Source organism: Methanolapillus africanus (assembly GCF_032714475.1).
Taxonomy (GTDB): domain Archaea; phylum Halobacteriota; class Methanosarcinia; order Methanosarcinales; family Methanosarcinaceae; genus Methanolapillus; species Methanolapillus africanus.
Genome location: NZ_JAWDKD010000018.1, coordinates 165,600 through 182,472, shown reverse-complemented (window position 1 = coordinate 182,472; position 16,873 = coordinate 165,600). Strand labels below are relative to the sequence as shown.

Here is a 16,873-nt window from a genome sequence, read left to right as displayed (position 1 = left end):
CGGTTTATTTTATATTTCGTTGTATTTTTGATATCACGTTTGTTTTTTGTAACACAAAAAAAAGTTTTGGACATTTAAACATTTTTGATTGGTTTTTTATATACTATAATCGCCTAATCATGAATAATCAATTCCGTTATTTTCAAACTGAATTATTTTCGAGAATTTTTTCGAAGGAATTTTATGACCGAGCCAAAGTCGCAACCTGAACAATCTGAACAACAGGCACAGCCTTCGCCATCCGGTCTTTCCGGTAAACACAATCATGCCGAGTCGATGGATTCCGCCGCCGCTTTGATGTCGATGTCCAAGGAAGGCATTCGCGTGACTGTCATCGGGATGATCATTAACGTCATTTTGACCGTTGTTAAAGTCGTCGTCGGATTTTTCGGGCACAGTGAAGCATTGATTGCGGACGGTATTCACTCCCTGTCGGATTTGCTCAGCGACATCGTTGTGATTGTCAGTTTGAGAATTTCCGCCAAGCCCGGGGACAAATCCCACAATTACGGTCACGGAAAAGTGGAAACATTGGCGTCGACCGTGGTCGGGTTTATGCTGCTTCTCGCCGGCATTATGATTTTTTACGGCGGGGCTGTTTCCATCTACCAATTCTTAAACGGCGTCCCCTTGGAATCGCCGACGATGCTGACGTTTTATGCCGCGCTGGCTTCTATTATTATCAAAGAACTTCTTTACCAGTACACCCACCGGGTGGCTAAAAAGTTGGACAGCACACTGATTGAGGTGAATGCTTGGCACCACCGGACGGACGCTTTCTCATCCGTCGGCGTTGCCGCCGGAATCGGCGCCGCTATTCTTTTGGGCGGTTCCTGGGCGGTCATTGACCCGATTATGGCCGTTATTTTGGCGCTTTACATTCTCTACATCGCCTTTAAGATCATTTACACCAACGTCAACGATTTGGCGGAAGCGTCTTTGGGTCCGGAAATTCATGAAGATATTCTTCAGATTGTCAACGGACAAAACGGCGTTCGCGACTGCCACTCTCTTAAAACCAGGAAGCTCGGCAACACGAAAGCCATCGATTTGCACATCATGGTGGACGGCGATTTGAGCGTGGAAGAAGCCGACAACATCCAAACGGATATCGAAAGATGTTTGAAGGAACGGTTTGGTCCGACCACGTTCGTGATGATTAAAGTGGAAAAATATCTGCCGGACGAAGCGGTTTTGGAAGAACACAAGCAATCGGAACTTTAATCCGATTCTTTTTCCTTTTCGTATTTTTTGTTTTTTGTTTTTTTGACGGCGGCGCCGCGCGCGTTATGGCGACATATTTTTGAAGACTTTCAAGCAAAACCGCTCCCGATATTATTTTTAAGTTCAGTTTGCACCCACAGTTCACTATTTTTAGATTTCAGATTGCATCTGCAGGTGACTGTTTTTAGATTTCAGATTGCATCTCCTGTTTCCAACAATACAGTTCTTTCTGGGTCCGGTTTTCAGCAGCAGGTTCCAAAAATACAGTTGCTGCTTTGCTCCTTTTTGCATTTTCTGTCCCTGATTGTATCTTCCCATTTTGCGGTATCCGCTTAAACAGACGCTTTGCGTCTGTTTAAGCGGGATGGTTTGCTTGAATCGGACAGCTTGGCGGTTCTAATGTATTATTATTTTTTGTTTTCATTGTTTTCATTTTTTCTGCGGGTGCCGCCACACGCGTTACGGCACGCATTTTCGTTCCGATTTTTCAAAATGAGCCGATAACTTTCTGAAACGTGTCAAAATATTTTATGATTCTTTCCGTTTGTTTGTCAATAATATTTTATATTTAAAACCAGTTTGATAAACGCGTGACTTAAATTTGACTGAAATATTTCATGAATCGTGCTTCAGAGTGTTTCCGTCTTCTCTTATCATTTAAATTTAAGATCTCATTTTTGAATGATAAATTCAATTTTGATTGAAAATCCAAACTTAGGGATGAATTATGGCAAAACAACCACAAACCTTAGCTGAAAAAATTATCAGCGGCCGTGCCGGAAAAGACGTTTACGCCGGCGACATCACACTTGTCAATGTCGACGTGACCGCTGTGCAAGACGGCACCGGACCGCTCGCGGTTCAGCAGCTTGAAAAAATGAACCTTGTGAAAGCGGCAAACCCGGAACGCACCGTTCTTTTCATCGACCACGCGGCTCCGAGCCCGCAAAAAGACTTATCCAACGCCCACCAGATTCTTCGGACTTTCTCCAAGAAAACGGGCGCTCAGCTCTCCGAAGCCGGCGAAGGCGTCTGCCACCAGCGGCTTGTTGAAACCTACGTGAACCCGGGAGAAGTCCTCATCGGCGCCGACTCCCACACCTGTACCTCCGGCGCGCTCGGCGCGTTTTCGACCGGTATGGGTTCGACCGACGTCGCCGTCGGCATCGCGCTCGGCAAAACCTGGTTCCGTGTTCCGGAAACCTTCCGCGTCAACGTGACCGGAAAGTTCCAAAAAGGCGTTTATGCCAAAGACTTGATTCTTCACCTCATCGGCCTCATCGGCGCCGACGGCGCGACCTACAAAGCGCTTGAATTCGGCGGCGAGACCATCGAAAACATGACCATGTCCGAACGCTTCACGCTCGCCAACATGGCCGTCGAAGCCGGCGCCAAAGCCGGTCTTTTTGAAACGGACGACAAAACCCGCGACTACCTCAAAGAACATGGCCGCGGCGACAAATACAAAGAAATCAAAGCCGACAAAGGCGCGACCTACGAACGCGTGATCGACATCGACGCCGCCAAACTCCAGCCGACGGTTTCAAAGCCGCACACGGTGGACAACACGGCGGTCGTGACCGACATCGCCGGCACAAAAATCGACCAAGTTTTCATCGGCACCTGCACGAACGGACGGATTGACGACTTGGAAATCGCCGCCAAAATCCTGGATGGCAAAAAACGCCACCCGGACACACGCTTAATTATTGTCCCGGCCTCCAAAGACGTCTTCCTCGAAGCCGTTCAAAAAGGTTACATTGAAACCTTCATCAAAGCCGGCGCGATTATCATGGCGCCCGGATGCGGACCTTGCGTCGGCGTTCACGAAGGCGCGCTCGCCGACGGCGAAGCGTGTCTCGCAACCCAAAACCGTAACTTCCAGGGACGGATGGGCAACACGGAAGGATTTATTTATCTCGGCTCCCCGGCAACGGCAGCCGCCACCGCCATTTACGGCGTGATTACCGACCCGCGACAGGTGATTTAAAATGGAAACACTTTACAAAGGAAAAGCATTCAAATTCGGCGACGACATCAGCACGGACCATATTGCGCCCGGCCGTCTTTTCCACCTCAGAACCAATTTGCCGGAACTCGCCAAACACGTTCTTGAAGACGCCGACCCGGAATTTGCCAAAAAAGTTCAAAAAGGCGATTTCGTTGTCGCCGGCAACAACTTCGGTCTCGGATCTTCGCGCGAACACGCCCCGACCATCATCAAAATGGCCGGTGTGAGCGCCGTTTTGGCCAAATCGTTCGCCCGGATTTTCTACCGGAACGCCATCAATGTCGGACTTCCGGTGCTCATTTGCGACACCGACCAAATCGATGAAGGCGACCAATTGGAAGTCGACCTCGCCGCCGGAACGATTAAAGACGTGACAAAATGCATCACGTTGACGTTCTCACCGCTTCCGGACGCCATGATTAAAATCTTAAACGACGGCGGCCTTGTGGCGCACATCGAAAAGAACGGTGGATTTAACATCGATTGATGAAGACGGATTTATCCGTTTTTATCTTTCTCTTTTTTTAAAATCTACATCTAAAAAATTATATAGTTTCAATTCTTACAACTTTTTTACTTTTAATATGGAGTTGAAACTTATGGCAACATCATCGTATACGGATACAGCCGTCATTAAAAATAAAAAATCGATTGCTCTTTTGAAGAAATATATAAATGGCGAGATTAAGACGGGCAACGATGATGATTTGGAAGTTGACGTTTTTGAAGAAATGAGAAGATGCAATGAACTTCTTTAATTTAAATAAAAAAAGAATGGAAATGAAAATATCATTTCCAAATTTACACAACTTCTTTTCCTTCAATACTCAACGCTTGGTGCGGGCACATGCTGATGCACAGCTTGCACCGGATGCACTTGTCCACATCTGATTTTAAATTCCAGTCTTTGTCAAATGAAAAGACCTTGGCGGGACAGACCGAAATGCAGCCGCCGCATTCAACGCATTCCTTTTCGTCCCGTTTGATCAAATCATGAACCGGAACGACCCGGACGCCTTTGGCGCACAGCTCTTTTTTGATGCTTTCATAGCTTTGGTCGATGACCTCGATGATCATTTCCCCGCCGTTCATATCCACGACGGAAGACACAATGCTCACCAAAACGCCGGTTTTGAGAATGACTTCCGACAGGATCGGTGAATTCACACGCTCTTCCGGAAATGTGATTTTTAGTTTCATTGTTTCTTCCCCCTGGTGAACAGTTTGCTGATATGTTCGCTGGTGATGAGTCCGACAACATTTCTGTTCTCGTCAATCACCGGCATGGCGGAAATGTGATTGTCCGCCATCTTTTTCGCGGCCGCGTCGACCGGATCGTTCGGGCCGCACGTCACGACATTTTGGGTCATGCACGCCTCAATCGTTCCCAAATGGTTTTCGGAAACCGCTTTTGAAATGTCCCACGACGTGATGATGCCGACCAATTTATTGTTTGACACCACCGGCAAATGATTCCGTTCGTTTTTGCGCATCTGTTTGGCGGCGTCGATCACGCTTTTGGACGCGTCGATCGTTTCGATTTTGCCGTTGATGATGTCTTTGACGAGCGGAATTTTGTTTGTTTCTTTCATCGGTTTCGTCGTTTGTTTGAACGGCAGCGGCGCCACCGGCGCGCTGAGCGTAAACGTTCCCTTTTCAATCCAGTCTTTGAGTTCCTCAGCCACCTTGCGTGCCGTTTTGAAAACGGACAGCGAAGACGTCGGAACTGTTTTGCCGTAAAGCTCGATGCTTCCGGATTTGAGTTCCTCGTACGTCGCCGTTCGGATCACCGGACGGTCGCGTTTGCCGATGGAATAATCTTTAATGCCGACGGAAATATCGCAGTCCCGAACCGCCGTTGCTTTCGCCATCTCGGCGTCCAGAATCGGAATCGGAATGCCAAGACCCAAGTAAAGGGATGTGCCGTAACCGTTAAAGGAAGCAGCGTTCACATACTCTTTTTTCATCTGTTTGAGATTGCCGGTGGTCATGAGCGTTGCATAGCCGCCCGCGGTTGAACATTGCGTTCCTTCGCCGACAATTGTGCCCTGCGCGCCGCCCAAAAAGATTTTGGTGCCGGCGCCGATGGTTCGGTAGGTCGGGTCGTTTGAAATCGGCGATAAGATGCCGGCGCCCGAATAGGTGACATTTTTGTAGTCCGGCAGCAGTTCGCCCATGTATGTGTGCAAAATCTTCTTTGAACCGTTGGTGGCGGCGTCATATCTTTGATAAGAATTTCTCGGGTTGACCATGATCGCCTGATTCAAGTCGTCGAGCGTGATTGTCGTTGTGAGTTCCTTGCTCGGATAGCAATCTGTTCCGTAGGAAAAGGCGTTAATCTCCACTTCTTTTCCCGCAACCAAATCCTCAATGACGTGAGCGCCGCCGTATTTTAATCCAACTTTTTCGGAAAACTGCGTCGCGCCCAAATAAGCGTCAACGGCCGCAATGCCGGAATACGCTTCCACATCGTTCATGTATAATTTCGTGATCTTGATCGGGGTTTCGGAATGCCCGAAGTTGAAAAAGACTCCTGAGGAACACATGGCGCCAAACGTTCCGGTTGTGACGACGTCCACTTCCGCTGCCGCTTTTTCTGCGCCGACGTCGTCGACGATGTCTGACATTTCCTCTGCCGTGACAACGCAAACTTCTCCGGACGCAATTTTTTGATTAATTTCAGCAATTGTTTTAACCATTCTTAATTCTCCTCAAGAAATATTCGATACCTTTCTCTGATACGTTGATTCATTAAATACATTTGTTCTTCTCTATTTTTTTCTATTGTTATGATTTTGTTTTTATTTAATTTATTTTTATTTTCAACCGTTTTTGATTGTTTCAATTGTTTCAATTGTTTCAATTGTTTCGGTTGTTTCGGTTGTTTCAATTGTTTTTGATTTAATTCTATTTTGTTTTGATCGGCTTGTTCATATTTCTTTTATGATGTTCCGATGTCTTGCAATGAATGATATTAATCTATATAAAATTGTCTGTTAATTATTACTATCAGTTATATTTCAGTCGTCGGGCGTTTCGTTCATTTATTTATCTAATTTTAAATATATTTATCAGATATAGCATATCATTTTTAAATAATGAAAGACTATTTTTACCGTTAAGATTTAACTAAAATGTTGAAACTGATTCATATTTATTAAATTATATGATTCGTCAAATATTTTGAGAAACGGATTCCTCTTTCATGGAAAACGATTATATATTTTAAAGTTATTATATTAAAAAAAATATAAATGATAAATTTTTAACAATTTTCTTGTTTAATGTTTATTTAACCTTGAAGCAAGCAATAAATTTCGGTTTTAAAAAAAAGGATTAAATTTAGGCATAAAATGTGAGCAGGCGTCATTTTTCAAAATTGCGTCCGAATGATGCGTCTTTCACTTTGTTCCTTTATGGCGCCGCGATATCATTTACAATTCATCAATCAGATTCTTGAAGGATTATGGTTTATATGGCAGAAAAACCCCACCCGACCACCATTTATGAAAAATATCCCTCCCTCAGTACGCCTGAGACACTGGTCCGGTATTCGGACGGCTATCGTGAAATGGGGATCGGCGCCTACGGACTTTTGCGCCATGATCTGCAGAATTATTACAGCATTATTTTGATGTCGCTTGAACTTTACCGGATGAAAAACGACGAAAAATATCTGGATAAAATATCGGAAGCCTGCTACAAAAGCTTGGACTATTTGTCCATGTTTAAAGAAGTGGAAAATTTCCTTTACAAAGGCGTTGTCCCGGGCGTTTATTCTTTGTCCCATGAGATTGAGGAGGCTTGTTTGAAATATCCGAATCTCACCTTTTCAATGACAGAAGACGATGACGACGTTTTGGCCGACCAAGCCTTAACCGCCATTTTCGAATCTTTGTTTTCAAACGCCGCCGCTTACGGCAACACGGAAAAACCCGTTTTCATTTCCATTTCGGAATTTACGGACGGCGGTATTCGGAAATGCCGTGTGGACGTGACCAATTCAGGCGATCCGGTTCCGGAATCCATTCGAAACACTCTCTTTTTGCCGGGCATCAAAGGTCCCAACAGCACCGGCTTTGGTCTCGGTCTTTATATTTCAAAAATTACGGTCGCCCGTTACGGCGGCGATTTAATTCTCAAAGTCTCTGATTCGGATCAAACCACCTTTTCTTTGATCCTTCCGGTTGTCGAAAATGATCAAAAATAAATGTCTTTGATCTGATGTGCTTTATTGGTTAGAAACCGGTCAAATACATCTTCACCTTTTTTTAATTTTGATCTTATTTGTTCTCATTTGATTTCATTTGATCTTATTTGTTCTCATTTGATTTTATTTGTTCTCATTTGATTTTATTTGGTCTTATTTGATTTTATTTGGTCTTATTTTTGATTTCATATTCATTTGAATATTTAATCAAAAGTTATATCTTATCAGTTTTATTTTGTTTATTTCATCTATTATCAGAAATTTAATCATAAAATCTCATTTCGGGTTCATAATTTATTTATAAATCTTCATTTTTATAACTCATGGCTTTGGCGTCTGCCGCATAACTTAAAATTTATTTTGTTTGACATTATTTTCATATTCTTTTAATTTTATTTTCATTATCAGGTGAACAAATTGATACGTGTTTTAGCAACCGGCACTTTTGATATTTTACATCCCGGCCACATTTCCTTTTTGGAGCAAGCCAAAGCGCTCGGCGACGAGCTTTATGTGATCATCGGGCGGGACGCCAATATTTCAAATAAACCGAAACCGATCATTCCTGAAAACCAACGCCTTTTAATGATTCAATCCTTAAAACCGGTGGATTACGCCGTTCTCGGCAGCCTGACCGATTATTTCGAACCGCTTGAAATCATTCAGCCGGACATCATTGTTCTCGGATTTAACCAGCAGCAAAATGAGGAAAAACTGAAAAAAGACTTAAACGACCGCGGCTTTTTCCCGAAAATCGTCCGGCTTTCGGAAGCGGACACCGGCACGTCTGAAGACATGTACAGCAGCCGGAAAATCATTGCTGAAATTTTGAAAAAACGCTGTTTAAAGGATTAATTTTTTAAATTCTTGAATGAGAATTTTTGAAAAAGAATCCCATTCTTTTTTATTTTTGAAAAAATGTTTTTTATGGGTTAAGCGTTGCTTTTTTTATATGTTTTATTTTTTTATATATTTTATTTTTTTATTTGTTTTGTTTTTTTTATTCTGTTTTTTTAAATAAAAAAAGGCAAAGTGATTTCATCACTTTGCCGCTTGTTTTTACGTTGCCGCTATTGAATTACTCGTGGGCGACGGAGTGGTCGCTTTTAATGTTTAAAACGGTAATTTCAAAGTTTAAGTATTGGTCGGTGACCAACGGTCTGTTAAAGTCTACGACAACAATGGTTTCGTTGACGACGGTGACGACTCCCGGGACTGATCCGGATTGAACCTGGGCGCCGACTTCGGGGACGGATCCAAGCATTTCAACAACATCGGCTCTGTTATAGGTAATTACAAGGGATTCATTGTACGGGTAAGCATCTTCCGGTGCAACTCGAACTGTTTTTGTTTCACCTTCTTTCATACCGAGAAGAGCGTTTTCAAATCCGCGGATCATTTTGTGGCTGCCGACGGTGTAGTCCGTAATGACGCCTTCATCGAATTTTGTTCCGTTATCAAACGTACCGACATATTCAACGGTGACGGTATCATTGAGTTCGACCGTGGGCTCGACAACTTGCGGGGTCGGATATAAAACGACGGCGATAATTCCGAAGATCAAAAGAACAAGGAGAAAACCACCGACAATGTACATGATTGGGTTTACTTTTTTTGCCATAGATAATACCTATTTGTGTTTCAAGTCAGAAATAAAAATAAAGATAAAATTGAATCTGTCATCTTTCTGATGAATCAGTCAATCATACAAAAATTCGCCTGCAATCGACGAAACTTTCCGGATGCGCAACGAAATTGTATAAACCAATTGTTTATGAAATAGAGTATCTCATTTAAAAAAGTTGCCATTTAAAAATAACAATGATGACAAATGAAAATAAAAAAAAGAAAAAATAAAATAAAAAAAAGAAAAAATAAAATAAAAATAGAAAAAAGAAAAAAAGAAAAAATAAAAAAAAAGAAAAAAATAAAATAAATGACCCCTTACGAAAACTTTTACCAATCCGTTTCAGACTGCTTTTATTTGAATGGGAAGTTTTATATAATTCATAAGAAATATAAACAGGTTAATATTATTTATATTATATAATGTTCAGCCGGCTGAATATCTCAAACGAATCCGATATTCGGACAGCAGTTGAATGCTTGTTACTTTTATTTCAATTATGGGGTGTTTCCATTGACGGACCAGTCATCAGATCATGAAAAAAAGCTTCCTGCCCACCGCCCGTCTCATCTCCCGGAAGGGAAAAAAAATCAAATGATTGCCGGCGCGAAAGCCGGCATGAATATTGCCATCGGCAGCGTTCCGATCGCGCTCAGTTTCGGTATTTTGTCGGTCACCGGAAATCCGCCGATGCCGCTTTGGGCCGCGCTTCTCATGTCGGTTTTGGTGTATTCGGCCGCTGCGCAGTTCAACGCGCTTGACATGCTTCAAGCCGGTTCCAGCGGCATTCAAATCGCCGTCACCACCTTTTTCATCAACATCAAAAGCCTGCTCACCAGCGCCACCGCGACGGAAAAAATGGACCAGGATATCAAACCGGGCATGCGGGCCGCTCTCGGATTCGGTATTACCGACCAAACGTTCAGTTTATTGTCCACCAGCGATTCCAAAATCAAAGGGTATTATGCGCTCGGTTTGGAAGGCGTTTCTTATATTCTTTGGATTTTGGCGACGCTCGTCGGCATTTTGTTCGGCGGCTTCATTCCGGCGTCGATATTGAGCGCGCTCGGGATTGCGGTTTACGCCATGTATTTGGTGCTCACCGGCGAAGAAATGCTGAAACTCAAAATCGTCTTGCTGATTTTTGCGGCGGCAGCCGTCATGAATTCGTTTATTGATTACATTCCGATTTTGAGAGATATGCCGTCCTCATTCAGTTTTATCATCATTCCGGTCATTTGCGCCGCGATCGGCGCTTATTATATGGAACGGAAAACCAAAAAAGACCCGAAAAAAGAAAATCCGGAATCTGCTGATGTAACAGCGGCAGCGTCCACAACGGTCGGCGCAGCCGGTACAACGGGAAGTTCCGGAACAGCCGGCACAACCGGTACAACCGGAACTTTCGGGGAAACTTCACCCACCGACGGAGGGAACTGATTATGATTTCCTTCAGTCTGGGCAGCGTCAACTATTTGGCGCTGATGATCATCGCCATGGCGGTCGCGACTCTTATTCCGCGTATCATTCCGCTTTTCGCGATGCGCAACATTAAAATCACCGGCTATTGGGAGAATTTCTTTAAACTGGTCCCGTACGGTATTTTGGGCGTTCTGACGTTTCCGAAAATCTTCGGCGCGACGTCCAGCCCGATTTCAGCCATCATCGGCGGTGCCGTTGCTCTTGGTTTGTCCCTTTTTAAAATCAAAATGGTTTACATCATCATCATCAGTGTGGTGGTTGTTTTTATCGTCGAGTTGTTCCTGCCGTCCGTCACCGGCACAACATCTTGATTTTTATTTTTTCAAATTCAATCAATTAGTCAATTAATCAATTAATCAATTAGTCAATTAATCAATAAATCTCAAAATCAATATGCAGGGGAATCTGTATGATCGATCAAATCAATGCCTTTTTGGTTTCCGTCCAACCCTTTTTGCTCATCTTTTTCGTTTACGCGACGATGATTGAAATGGGAACGACCATGACGATTCACGACATTTTTAAGTCGTTCAAAATGCCCAAGGTGCTCATTTCCGCCCTTGTCATCAACCTGGTTTTAAGTCCGATCATTGCGGTTTTAATCACGCAGATCTTTCAGACGCAGCTGGGTCCCACCTACCAAGCGGTGGCGCTCACGGCCATTCTCATCAATTTGATTGCCGGCGCCCCGGCGGGTCCGAAAAATGTCCAGCTGGCGCAAGGCGACGAGCCGATGTCAATCGCTTTGTTGGCGGTTTTGTCGATTGCGGTCGTTTTCATCGTTCCGTTTTCGTCCCACATTTTCCTGCCCGGAGATGTGGAAATTAATTCGGTGTCCATCATTGTCAACTTGGTCATTTTGGTGCTGATTCCGATGGCGATCGGTTTGATTCTGCACAGTGCGAAACCCGCCTGGGCCGACAAAGTGAGAAAGCCGCTGGCTGTTCTGTCCAATATCGGTTTGGTTGGCGTGATCATTTCCTACTTGGTGCCCAACATCAACAACATCATCGAAGTCGGTCTCTTGGCCGCTCTCGTGTTCCTGTTGATTCTGGTTCTCAACTTCCTGACGGGATTCTTGACGATCGGCAACAAGCTGGAGAAGAAAACCGTGTCCATGATTACGATTGCCAAAAACTTCGGTGTGGCCATGTCGTTGTCTGCATCCGTTTTCGCCGCCTACAACCTGACGCCGTACCTGATGACCTATGTCGTGATCATTTTGGTCTTTACGATTCCGGCCGCTCTGTTGATGAAAAAATACGGCGGTGCAGGAGCGACAAGGGAATCGGCCGCGTCCAAATAAATATCTCTGTCAGCAGGTATTTACCTGCTGCTTTTCTTTTTTGGCGCCGCCGCCGCGCGCGTTATCGCGATATTTTTTTTCTTTTTGCGTTTTTAAAATCAAGGGATGTTTTTTGTAAATATCAAGCAAACCGTCCCGTAAAATCAGATGCGAAGCATCTGTATTTTACGGATACCACTCTGCAGTACAACTATTATTGGAAACAATAAGGTGCAAATCGGATCCGGAAATATGTGTCTTGTTGGAAACAGTAGATGCAAACTGAAATCTAAAAACAGTCACCTGTAGATGCAAATTTTAATTTTAAAATAGTGAACTGTAGGTGCTGTTAACTTTATTTCTGTTTCTATTTTCATTTTACAGTAATCCGCCAAGTTCCGCCCTCTTCACGCCTTCGGCGTTCAGAGTTCGGAACTTGCGGGATCACATTTGGGACAGATGCTGTTTGCCGGCTGCATTTGTGTGCGCCGCCGCCACGCGCGCGTTACGGCAATCACTTTTTTCAAAAGTCATCAAAACAGGCATTTTGTTTTTTGTTTTGCTTTTTGATTTGGCTTTTGTTCCATTACCTTTTTATGAATTTAGATATTTTTCATAAATAATAATTCTATAAATATTCAATAATCACAGGATGAAAAGTATGTCGACGACGGAAAAACTGACAAATGAAGAGCAGGCTCTTTTGAAAAAGATGGTTTCGGGGGAAATTTCTCTTCGCAAAATCGAGGATTTTTTGGGCAAGGACGATTCGGCCAAACTTCGGCGCGCGTTTTTGGAATCCAAACGCGATGTTTCTTTGGATCATGTCGGCACATACACTTTTGATGTCGAATCGGTCGGCAAGAAAAATATTGAAAATATGATCGGCGCCGTTCAATTGCCGCTCGGCGTCGCCGGCGAAATTCCGATCAACGGCGATTACGCGAAAGGCGTTTACTATTTACCGCTGGCGACGACGGAAGGCGCCTTGGTGGCCAGCGTCAATCGCGGCTGTTCGATTATGGCGAAATCCGGCGGCGTGAGCGTTCGCGTGTTCAAAAATATGATGACGCGCGCACCTGTTTTTAAGTTTGACAATTTGGACGACACCAAAAAATTCTACGACTGGATTTCATTGCCGGAAACGTTCGATAAACTCAAAGCGACGGCGGACGCGACGACGCGGTTCGGCGAACTGCTGGAAATCGTTCCCTTCGTGAGCGGCAACAACATTCACCTCCGCATCGGTTTTGACACGAAAGACGCGATGGGCATGAACATGATTACGATTGCGTCCGAAGCGATCACCAAAGCGATTGCGGAAGAAACAGGCGTTGAATGTCTTTCTCTTTCCGGAAACATGTGCACCGACAAAAAACCGTCGGCAATTAACGCAATTCTCGGCCGCGGCAAAACCGTGATTGCCGAAGCGCGCCTCAATGCCTCTTTTGTCCGCGAAACGCTGAAATGTACGCCGGAATCGATGTTTGACGTCAATTACCGGAAAAATTTCCTCGGATCCATGCGGGCCGGCTCTCTTGGTTTTAACGCGCACGCCGCCAACATCGTGGCCGCTATCTTTTTGGCGTGCGGACAAGACCCCGCCCACGTCGTTGAAGGCAGTTTGTGTGTCACGGAAATGGATTTGGACGCTGACGGCAACTTGGTTTGTTCGGTGACGATGCTGGCCGTTGAAGTCGGAACCGTCGGCGGCGGCACGTCGATTGCGACGCAGCAGGAATGCCTTAAAATGCTCGGCGTGGCCGGCGCCGGAAAAATTCCGGGCGAAAACGCGCTGGCGCTTTCCGAAATTGTCGCGGCTGCCGTTTTGGCCGGCGAAATTTCGCTGGTGGCGGCTCAGGCGGCGGGGCACCTCGCGCGCGCGCATGCCCAGCTTGGAAGATAATTGAAAAACGGGATTCCCGTTTTTCTTTTTATGTTTTGAGTTTTCCTTTTTCCCTTTTTATTTTTGTTTTCATTTTTTTCATTTTTTTCATTTCAGTTTTTGATTTTTCTTTTCCTTTGATGGTATTCGGTATCCTTTATATACTTATTATAATTTGATTTTGAAAGTTTGAATTAATGTTACGATTCATTTTAAAAATATTACTCAAATTCAACATGTTTATATAGTATTCAATTTAATGACTATTTCGTAATACTTTTTTAAAAATAGTTATGAAATTCAAATTTAATCCACGAGAATTAAAATGGTCAAAAAAGAATACTATTTGGACGGGCTGGGCTGCGCCAATTGCGCCAATAAAATAGAGTCCGCCGTTTCAAAATTGTCCGGCGTTTCCAAGTCCGTTGTCAATTTCATGACGACGACGCTCATCATTGAACTGGATGATGATTATTCGGGCAATATTTTGCCGGAAATTGAAAAAATCGTTCGGTCGATTGAGCCGGAGACGAAAGTCATTGAAAAGAAAAAAGGCGGCTCTTTCCAATCCCGTCCGGCGCCGGCAAAAACACCGTCGTCCGTATCTGTGATTAGTTTGGGACAAAATAACGTCAATAAAGTCAAATCTGAATCGGCAAACAAAAGTGAATCGTTGTCTGTTGTCGAAAGTTTGCATGATTCGGCAGAAACTTCTCCTCAAGAATCAGCCAAAAATCCATCCAAAGTTGACCGTTTTTTTGAATTGGTCGACAAGAAGAAATTCATTCGAATCGGCGCCGGTACGGTTTTGTTTCTCATCGGCATGATTCTTCACTTTCTTCACGTTCTGGATACGGCTGCCCCTGAAATCTCTCACTTCTCTTATGTGATTGAATTTGGTATTTTTGTCATCGCTTACATTTTGGTCGGCGGCGACGTTGTTTTCAGCGCCGTTCGGGACATTTCCAAAGGACGGTTTTTTGATGAAAATTTCCTTATGACGATTGCAACGCTGGGCGCCTTCATTATTGGCGAGTTTCCGGAAGCTGTTGCTGTCATGGTTTTTTATCAAGTCGGCGAGTTTTTCCAGGAAGCTGCCGTCAAAAAATCCCGAAAATCCATTACGGAACTCATGAATATTCGGCCGGAATACGCCAATTTGAAAGCAAAAGAAGGCGACGCCTTTACGCGGGTTTCGCCGTACGACGTGTCCGTCGGCGACACGATTCTCGTCAAACCGGGGGAAAAAGTGCCGCTGGACGGCAAAATCATTTCCGGCGAATCTTTGGTCGACACATCGGCGCTGACGGGCGAATCCGTTCCGAGAACCATGCGTCCCGGCGACTCCATTTTGTCGGGCTCGGTCAACCAAAACAAATCGCTTTTAATCGAGGTCGAAAAGCCGTTTGAGGACTCGACCGTCTCCAAAATTCTGGAAATGGTGGAAAACGCCGCCGCCAAGAAAGCGCCGACGGAGAAGTTTATCACCAAATTCTCGCGCTATTACACGCCGGCTGTCGTTATTTTGGCGGCCATGATTGCCTTTATCCCGCCGCTTGTTTTGGGCGGCAGTTTTGAGGACTGGATTTACCGCGGACTTGTGTTTTTGGTGATTTCATGTCCGTGCGCACTTGTTATTTCGATTCCGCTCGGCTATTTCGGCGGCATCGGCGCGGCGTCCAAAAACGGTATTCTGGTCAAGGGAAGCAACTATCTGGAAGGTCTCAACAATGCGGGCACCGTTATTTTCGATAAAACAGGGACGCTCACCAAAGGCGTTTTCGAGGTCGTCAAAATCGAGCCGGAGAATGGCTTTTCCAAAGATGATATCTTAAAAGCTGCCGCCACGGTTGAGTCTTTCTCAACGCACCCGATTGCGCTCTCTATCGTCCGCGCCTATCAAAAAGAGAATGCGGCGCCTTTTGGAAACGTGTCCGGACACACGGAATTTTCGGGTCTGGGCGTTTCGGCGGAACTGGACGGAAAAACCATTTTGGTCGGCAACGGCAAGTTGCTGCGTCAGGAAAACGTTTCGATTCCGGAAAACCCGAAGACGCTGGGCGCTTTTGACGCCGGCGACGTTCAAACGCATGTCTTGGTTGCGATCGGCGGCGTTTTTGCCGGACAGATTATCATTTCGGACGCGGTCAAGGACGACAGCAAACAAACGGTGGCCGACTTGAAAAAGCTCGGCGTCAATGTTGTCATGCTGACCGGCGACAAGAAAAATGTCGGCGACTCCTGTGCGGCCTACATCGGCATTGACCGCGTTGAAAGCGAGCTTTTGCCGAATCAAAAGGTTGACTTTTTGGAAAAAATCGAGGCGGAAAGCCGGGCGAAAAACAAAAGCGACAAAATCGTTTTCGTGGGCGACGGGATCAACGACGCGCCCGTTTTGGCGCGCGCCGACATCGGTGTGGCGATGGGCGGCATCGGTTCGGACGCCGCGCTGGAAGCCGCCGACGTGATTTTGATGCACGGACAGCCATCTCAGCTGGTGACTGCGCTGAAAATCTCTAAGAAGACGACACGAATTGTTTGGCAAAACATTCTCTTCGCGTTCGGCGTCAAAGCCATCTTCTTGGTTCTCGGCGCCGTCGGCGTCGCCGATATGTGGGAAGCCGTTTTTGCGGACGTGGGCGTCACGATGATTGCGGTTTTGAATGCGGCCCGGATGATGAAATACAAGGAAAAGTGAAACTGATTTTTTTGGCGGGCGGCATGCGCGCGCGTTATGGCGACACTTTTTTGGAGACGGCAACGAAAGTTGTCGTTCCCTTCTTTTTAATTTTCATAATTTCAGGGTCACTTTTTTTTATTTTTTCAATCCAAGCAAACCATCCCGCTTAAACAGACGCCTTTGGCGTCTGTTTAAGCGGATACCGCAGAATGGGAAGGTGCAATTGGTGGCAGCAAATGCAAAAATGAGAAAAGTAGCCAACTGTATTGTTGGAACCTGCTGCTGAAAATCGGAACAAGAAATAACTGTATTGTTGAAACCGGCTGCTGAAAACCGGAACAAGAAATAACTGTATTGTTAGAATTGGTAGATGCAAACTGAAATCTAAAAACAGTCAACTGTAGGTGCAAATTGTAACTTAAAAATAGAAACTGTAGGTGTAAACTGAAATCTAAATACAGAAACAGTA

At 44.9% G+C, this 16,873-nt stretch carries 15 protein-coding genes; 11 read left to right on the top strand and 4 right to left on the bottom strand.

The window, feature by feature from the left end:
* Nucleotides 1-183 precede the first annotated feature (183 nt).
* From MsAg5_RS05400 to MsAg5_RS05385, 4 genes are all read left to right on the top strand, one after another.
* Nucleotides 184-1,224, top strand: coding sequence for a cation diffusion facilitator family transporter (locus MsAg5_RS05400; RefSeq protein WP_338099603.1), 1,041 nt, complete (start codon nucleotides 184-186; stop codon nucleotides 1,222-1,224).
* A gap of 727 nt (nucleotides 1,225-1,951) precedes the next feature.
* Nucleotides 1,952-3,214: a 3-isopropylmalate dehydratase large subunit gene (locus tag MsAg5_RS05395; RefSeq protein ID WP_338099602.1), complete on the top strand. Its 1,263-nt coding sequence runs from the start codon at nucleotides 1,952-1,954 to the stop codon at nucleotides 3,212-3,214.
* Between the two features lies 1 nt (nucleotide 3,215).
* Complete coding sequence (locus tag MsAg5_RS05390) at nucleotides 3,216-3,722, top strand: 3-isopropylmalate dehydratase small subunit (protein ID WP_338099601.1); 507 nt, start codon at nucleotides 3,216-3,218, stop codon at nucleotides 3,720-3,722.
* 112 nt (nucleotides 3,723-3,834) lie between these two features.
* A complete protein-coding gene (locus tag MsAg5_RS05385; protein WP_338099600.1) occupies nucleotides 3,835-3,993 on the top strand; it encodes a hypothetical protein in 159 nt (52 codons plus the stop codon).
* A 43-nt stretch (nucleotides 3,994-4,036) separates the two neighbouring features.
* Here MsAg5_RS05385 and MsAg5_RS05380 read toward each other — a convergent pair whose 3' ends face one another.
* From MsAg5_RS05380 to MsAg5_RS05370, 3 genes are read right to left on the bottom strand one after another with little or no spacing between them, the layout of a single operon-like run.
* Entirely contained in the window at nucleotides 4,037-4,435 is a 399-nt protein-coding gene (locus tag MsAg5_RS05380) for a 4Fe-4S binding protein (RefSeq protein ID WP_338099599.1), read from the bottom strand.
* Nucleotides 4,432-5,934 carry a homocysteine biosynthesis protein gene (locus MsAg5_RS05375; protein WP_338099598.1) on the bottom strand — a complete coding sequence of 501 codons (1,503 nt, stop codon included), beginning with the start codon at nucleotides 5,932-5,934 and terminating at the stop codon, nucleotides 4,432-4,434. Before MsAg5_RS05375 ends, MsAg5_RS05380 begins: the two co-directional genes overlap by 4 nt.
* A 2-nt stretch (nucleotides 5,935-5,936) precedes the next feature.
* Nucleotides 5,937-6,125, bottom strand: coding sequence for a hypothetical protein (locus MsAg5_RS05370; protein WP_338099597.1), 189 nt, complete (start codon nucleotides 6,123-6,125; stop codon nucleotides 5,937-5,939).
* 585 nt (nucleotides 6,126-6,710) lie between these two features.
* Between MsAg5_RS05370 and MsAg5_RS05365 the strand changes: the two genes are divergently transcribed.
* Nucleotides 6,711-7,445, top strand: a complete 735-nt coding sequence (locus MsAg5_RS05365) for an ATP-binding protein (protein ID WP_338099596.1) — start codon at nucleotides 6,711-6,713, stop codon at nucleotides 7,443-7,445.
* Nucleotides 7,446-7,862: 417 nt separating this feature from the next.
* Nucleotides 7,863-8,300 (top strand): FAD synthase family protein, encoded by a 438-nt coding sequence (locus tag MsAg5_RS05360; RefSeq protein WP_338099595.1) that lies wholly within the window; start codon nucleotides 7,863-7,865, stop codon nucleotides 8,298-8,300.
* Between the two features lie 223 nt (nucleotides 8,301-8,523).
* On the opposite strand, the gene MsAg5_RS05355 is transcribed toward MsAg5_RS05360, so the two are convergent.
* Nucleotides 8,524-9,066 (bottom strand): FKBP-type peptidyl-prolyl cis-trans isomerase, encoded by a 543-nt coding sequence (locus tag MsAg5_RS05355; protein WP_338099594.1) that lies wholly within the window; start codon nucleotides 9,064-9,066, stop codon nucleotides 8,524-8,526.
* A 519-nt stretch (nucleotides 9,067-9,585) separates the two neighbouring features.
* Between MsAg5_RS05355 and MsAg5_RS05350 the strand changes: the two genes are divergently transcribed.
* From MsAg5_RS05350 to MsAg5_RS05330, 5 genes are all read left to right on the top strand, one after another.
* Nucleotides 9,586-10,512, top strand: coding sequence for an AzlC family ABC transporter permease (locus tag MsAg5_RS05350; protein WP_338099593.1), 927 nt, complete (start codon nucleotides 9,586-9,588; stop codon nucleotides 10,510-10,512).
* Nucleotides 10,513-10,514: 2 nt separating this feature from the next.
* Nucleotides 10,515-10,865: an AzlD domain-containing protein gene (locus MsAg5_RS05345; RefSeq protein WP_338099592.1), complete on the top strand. Its 351-nt coding sequence runs from the start codon at nucleotides 10,515-10,517 to the stop codon at nucleotides 10,863-10,865.
* Between the two features lie 98 nt (nucleotides 10,866-10,963).
* Nucleotides 10,964-11,860 (top strand): bile acid:sodium symporter family protein, encoded by an 897-nt coding sequence (locus MsAg5_RS05340; RefSeq protein WP_338099591.1) that lies wholly within the window; start codon nucleotides 10,964-10,966, stop codon nucleotides 11,858-11,860.
* Nucleotides 11,861-12,491: 631 nt separating this feature from the next.
* Complete coding sequence (hmgA, locus tag MsAg5_RS05335) at nucleotides 12,492-13,745, top strand: hydroxymethylglutaryl-CoA reductase (NADPH) (protein WP_338099590.1); 1,254 nt, start codon at nucleotides 12,492-12,494, stop codon at nucleotides 13,743-13,745.
* Nucleotides 13,746-14,049: 304 nt separating this feature from the next.
* Nucleotides 14,050-16,422 (top strand): heavy metal translocating P-type ATPase, encoded by a 2,373-nt coding sequence (locus MsAg5_RS05330; RefSeq protein ID WP_338099589.1) that lies wholly within the window; start codon nucleotides 14,050-14,052, stop codon nucleotides 16,420-16,422.
* The last annotated feature ends 451 nt before the right edge of the window (nucleotides 16,423-16,873 follow it).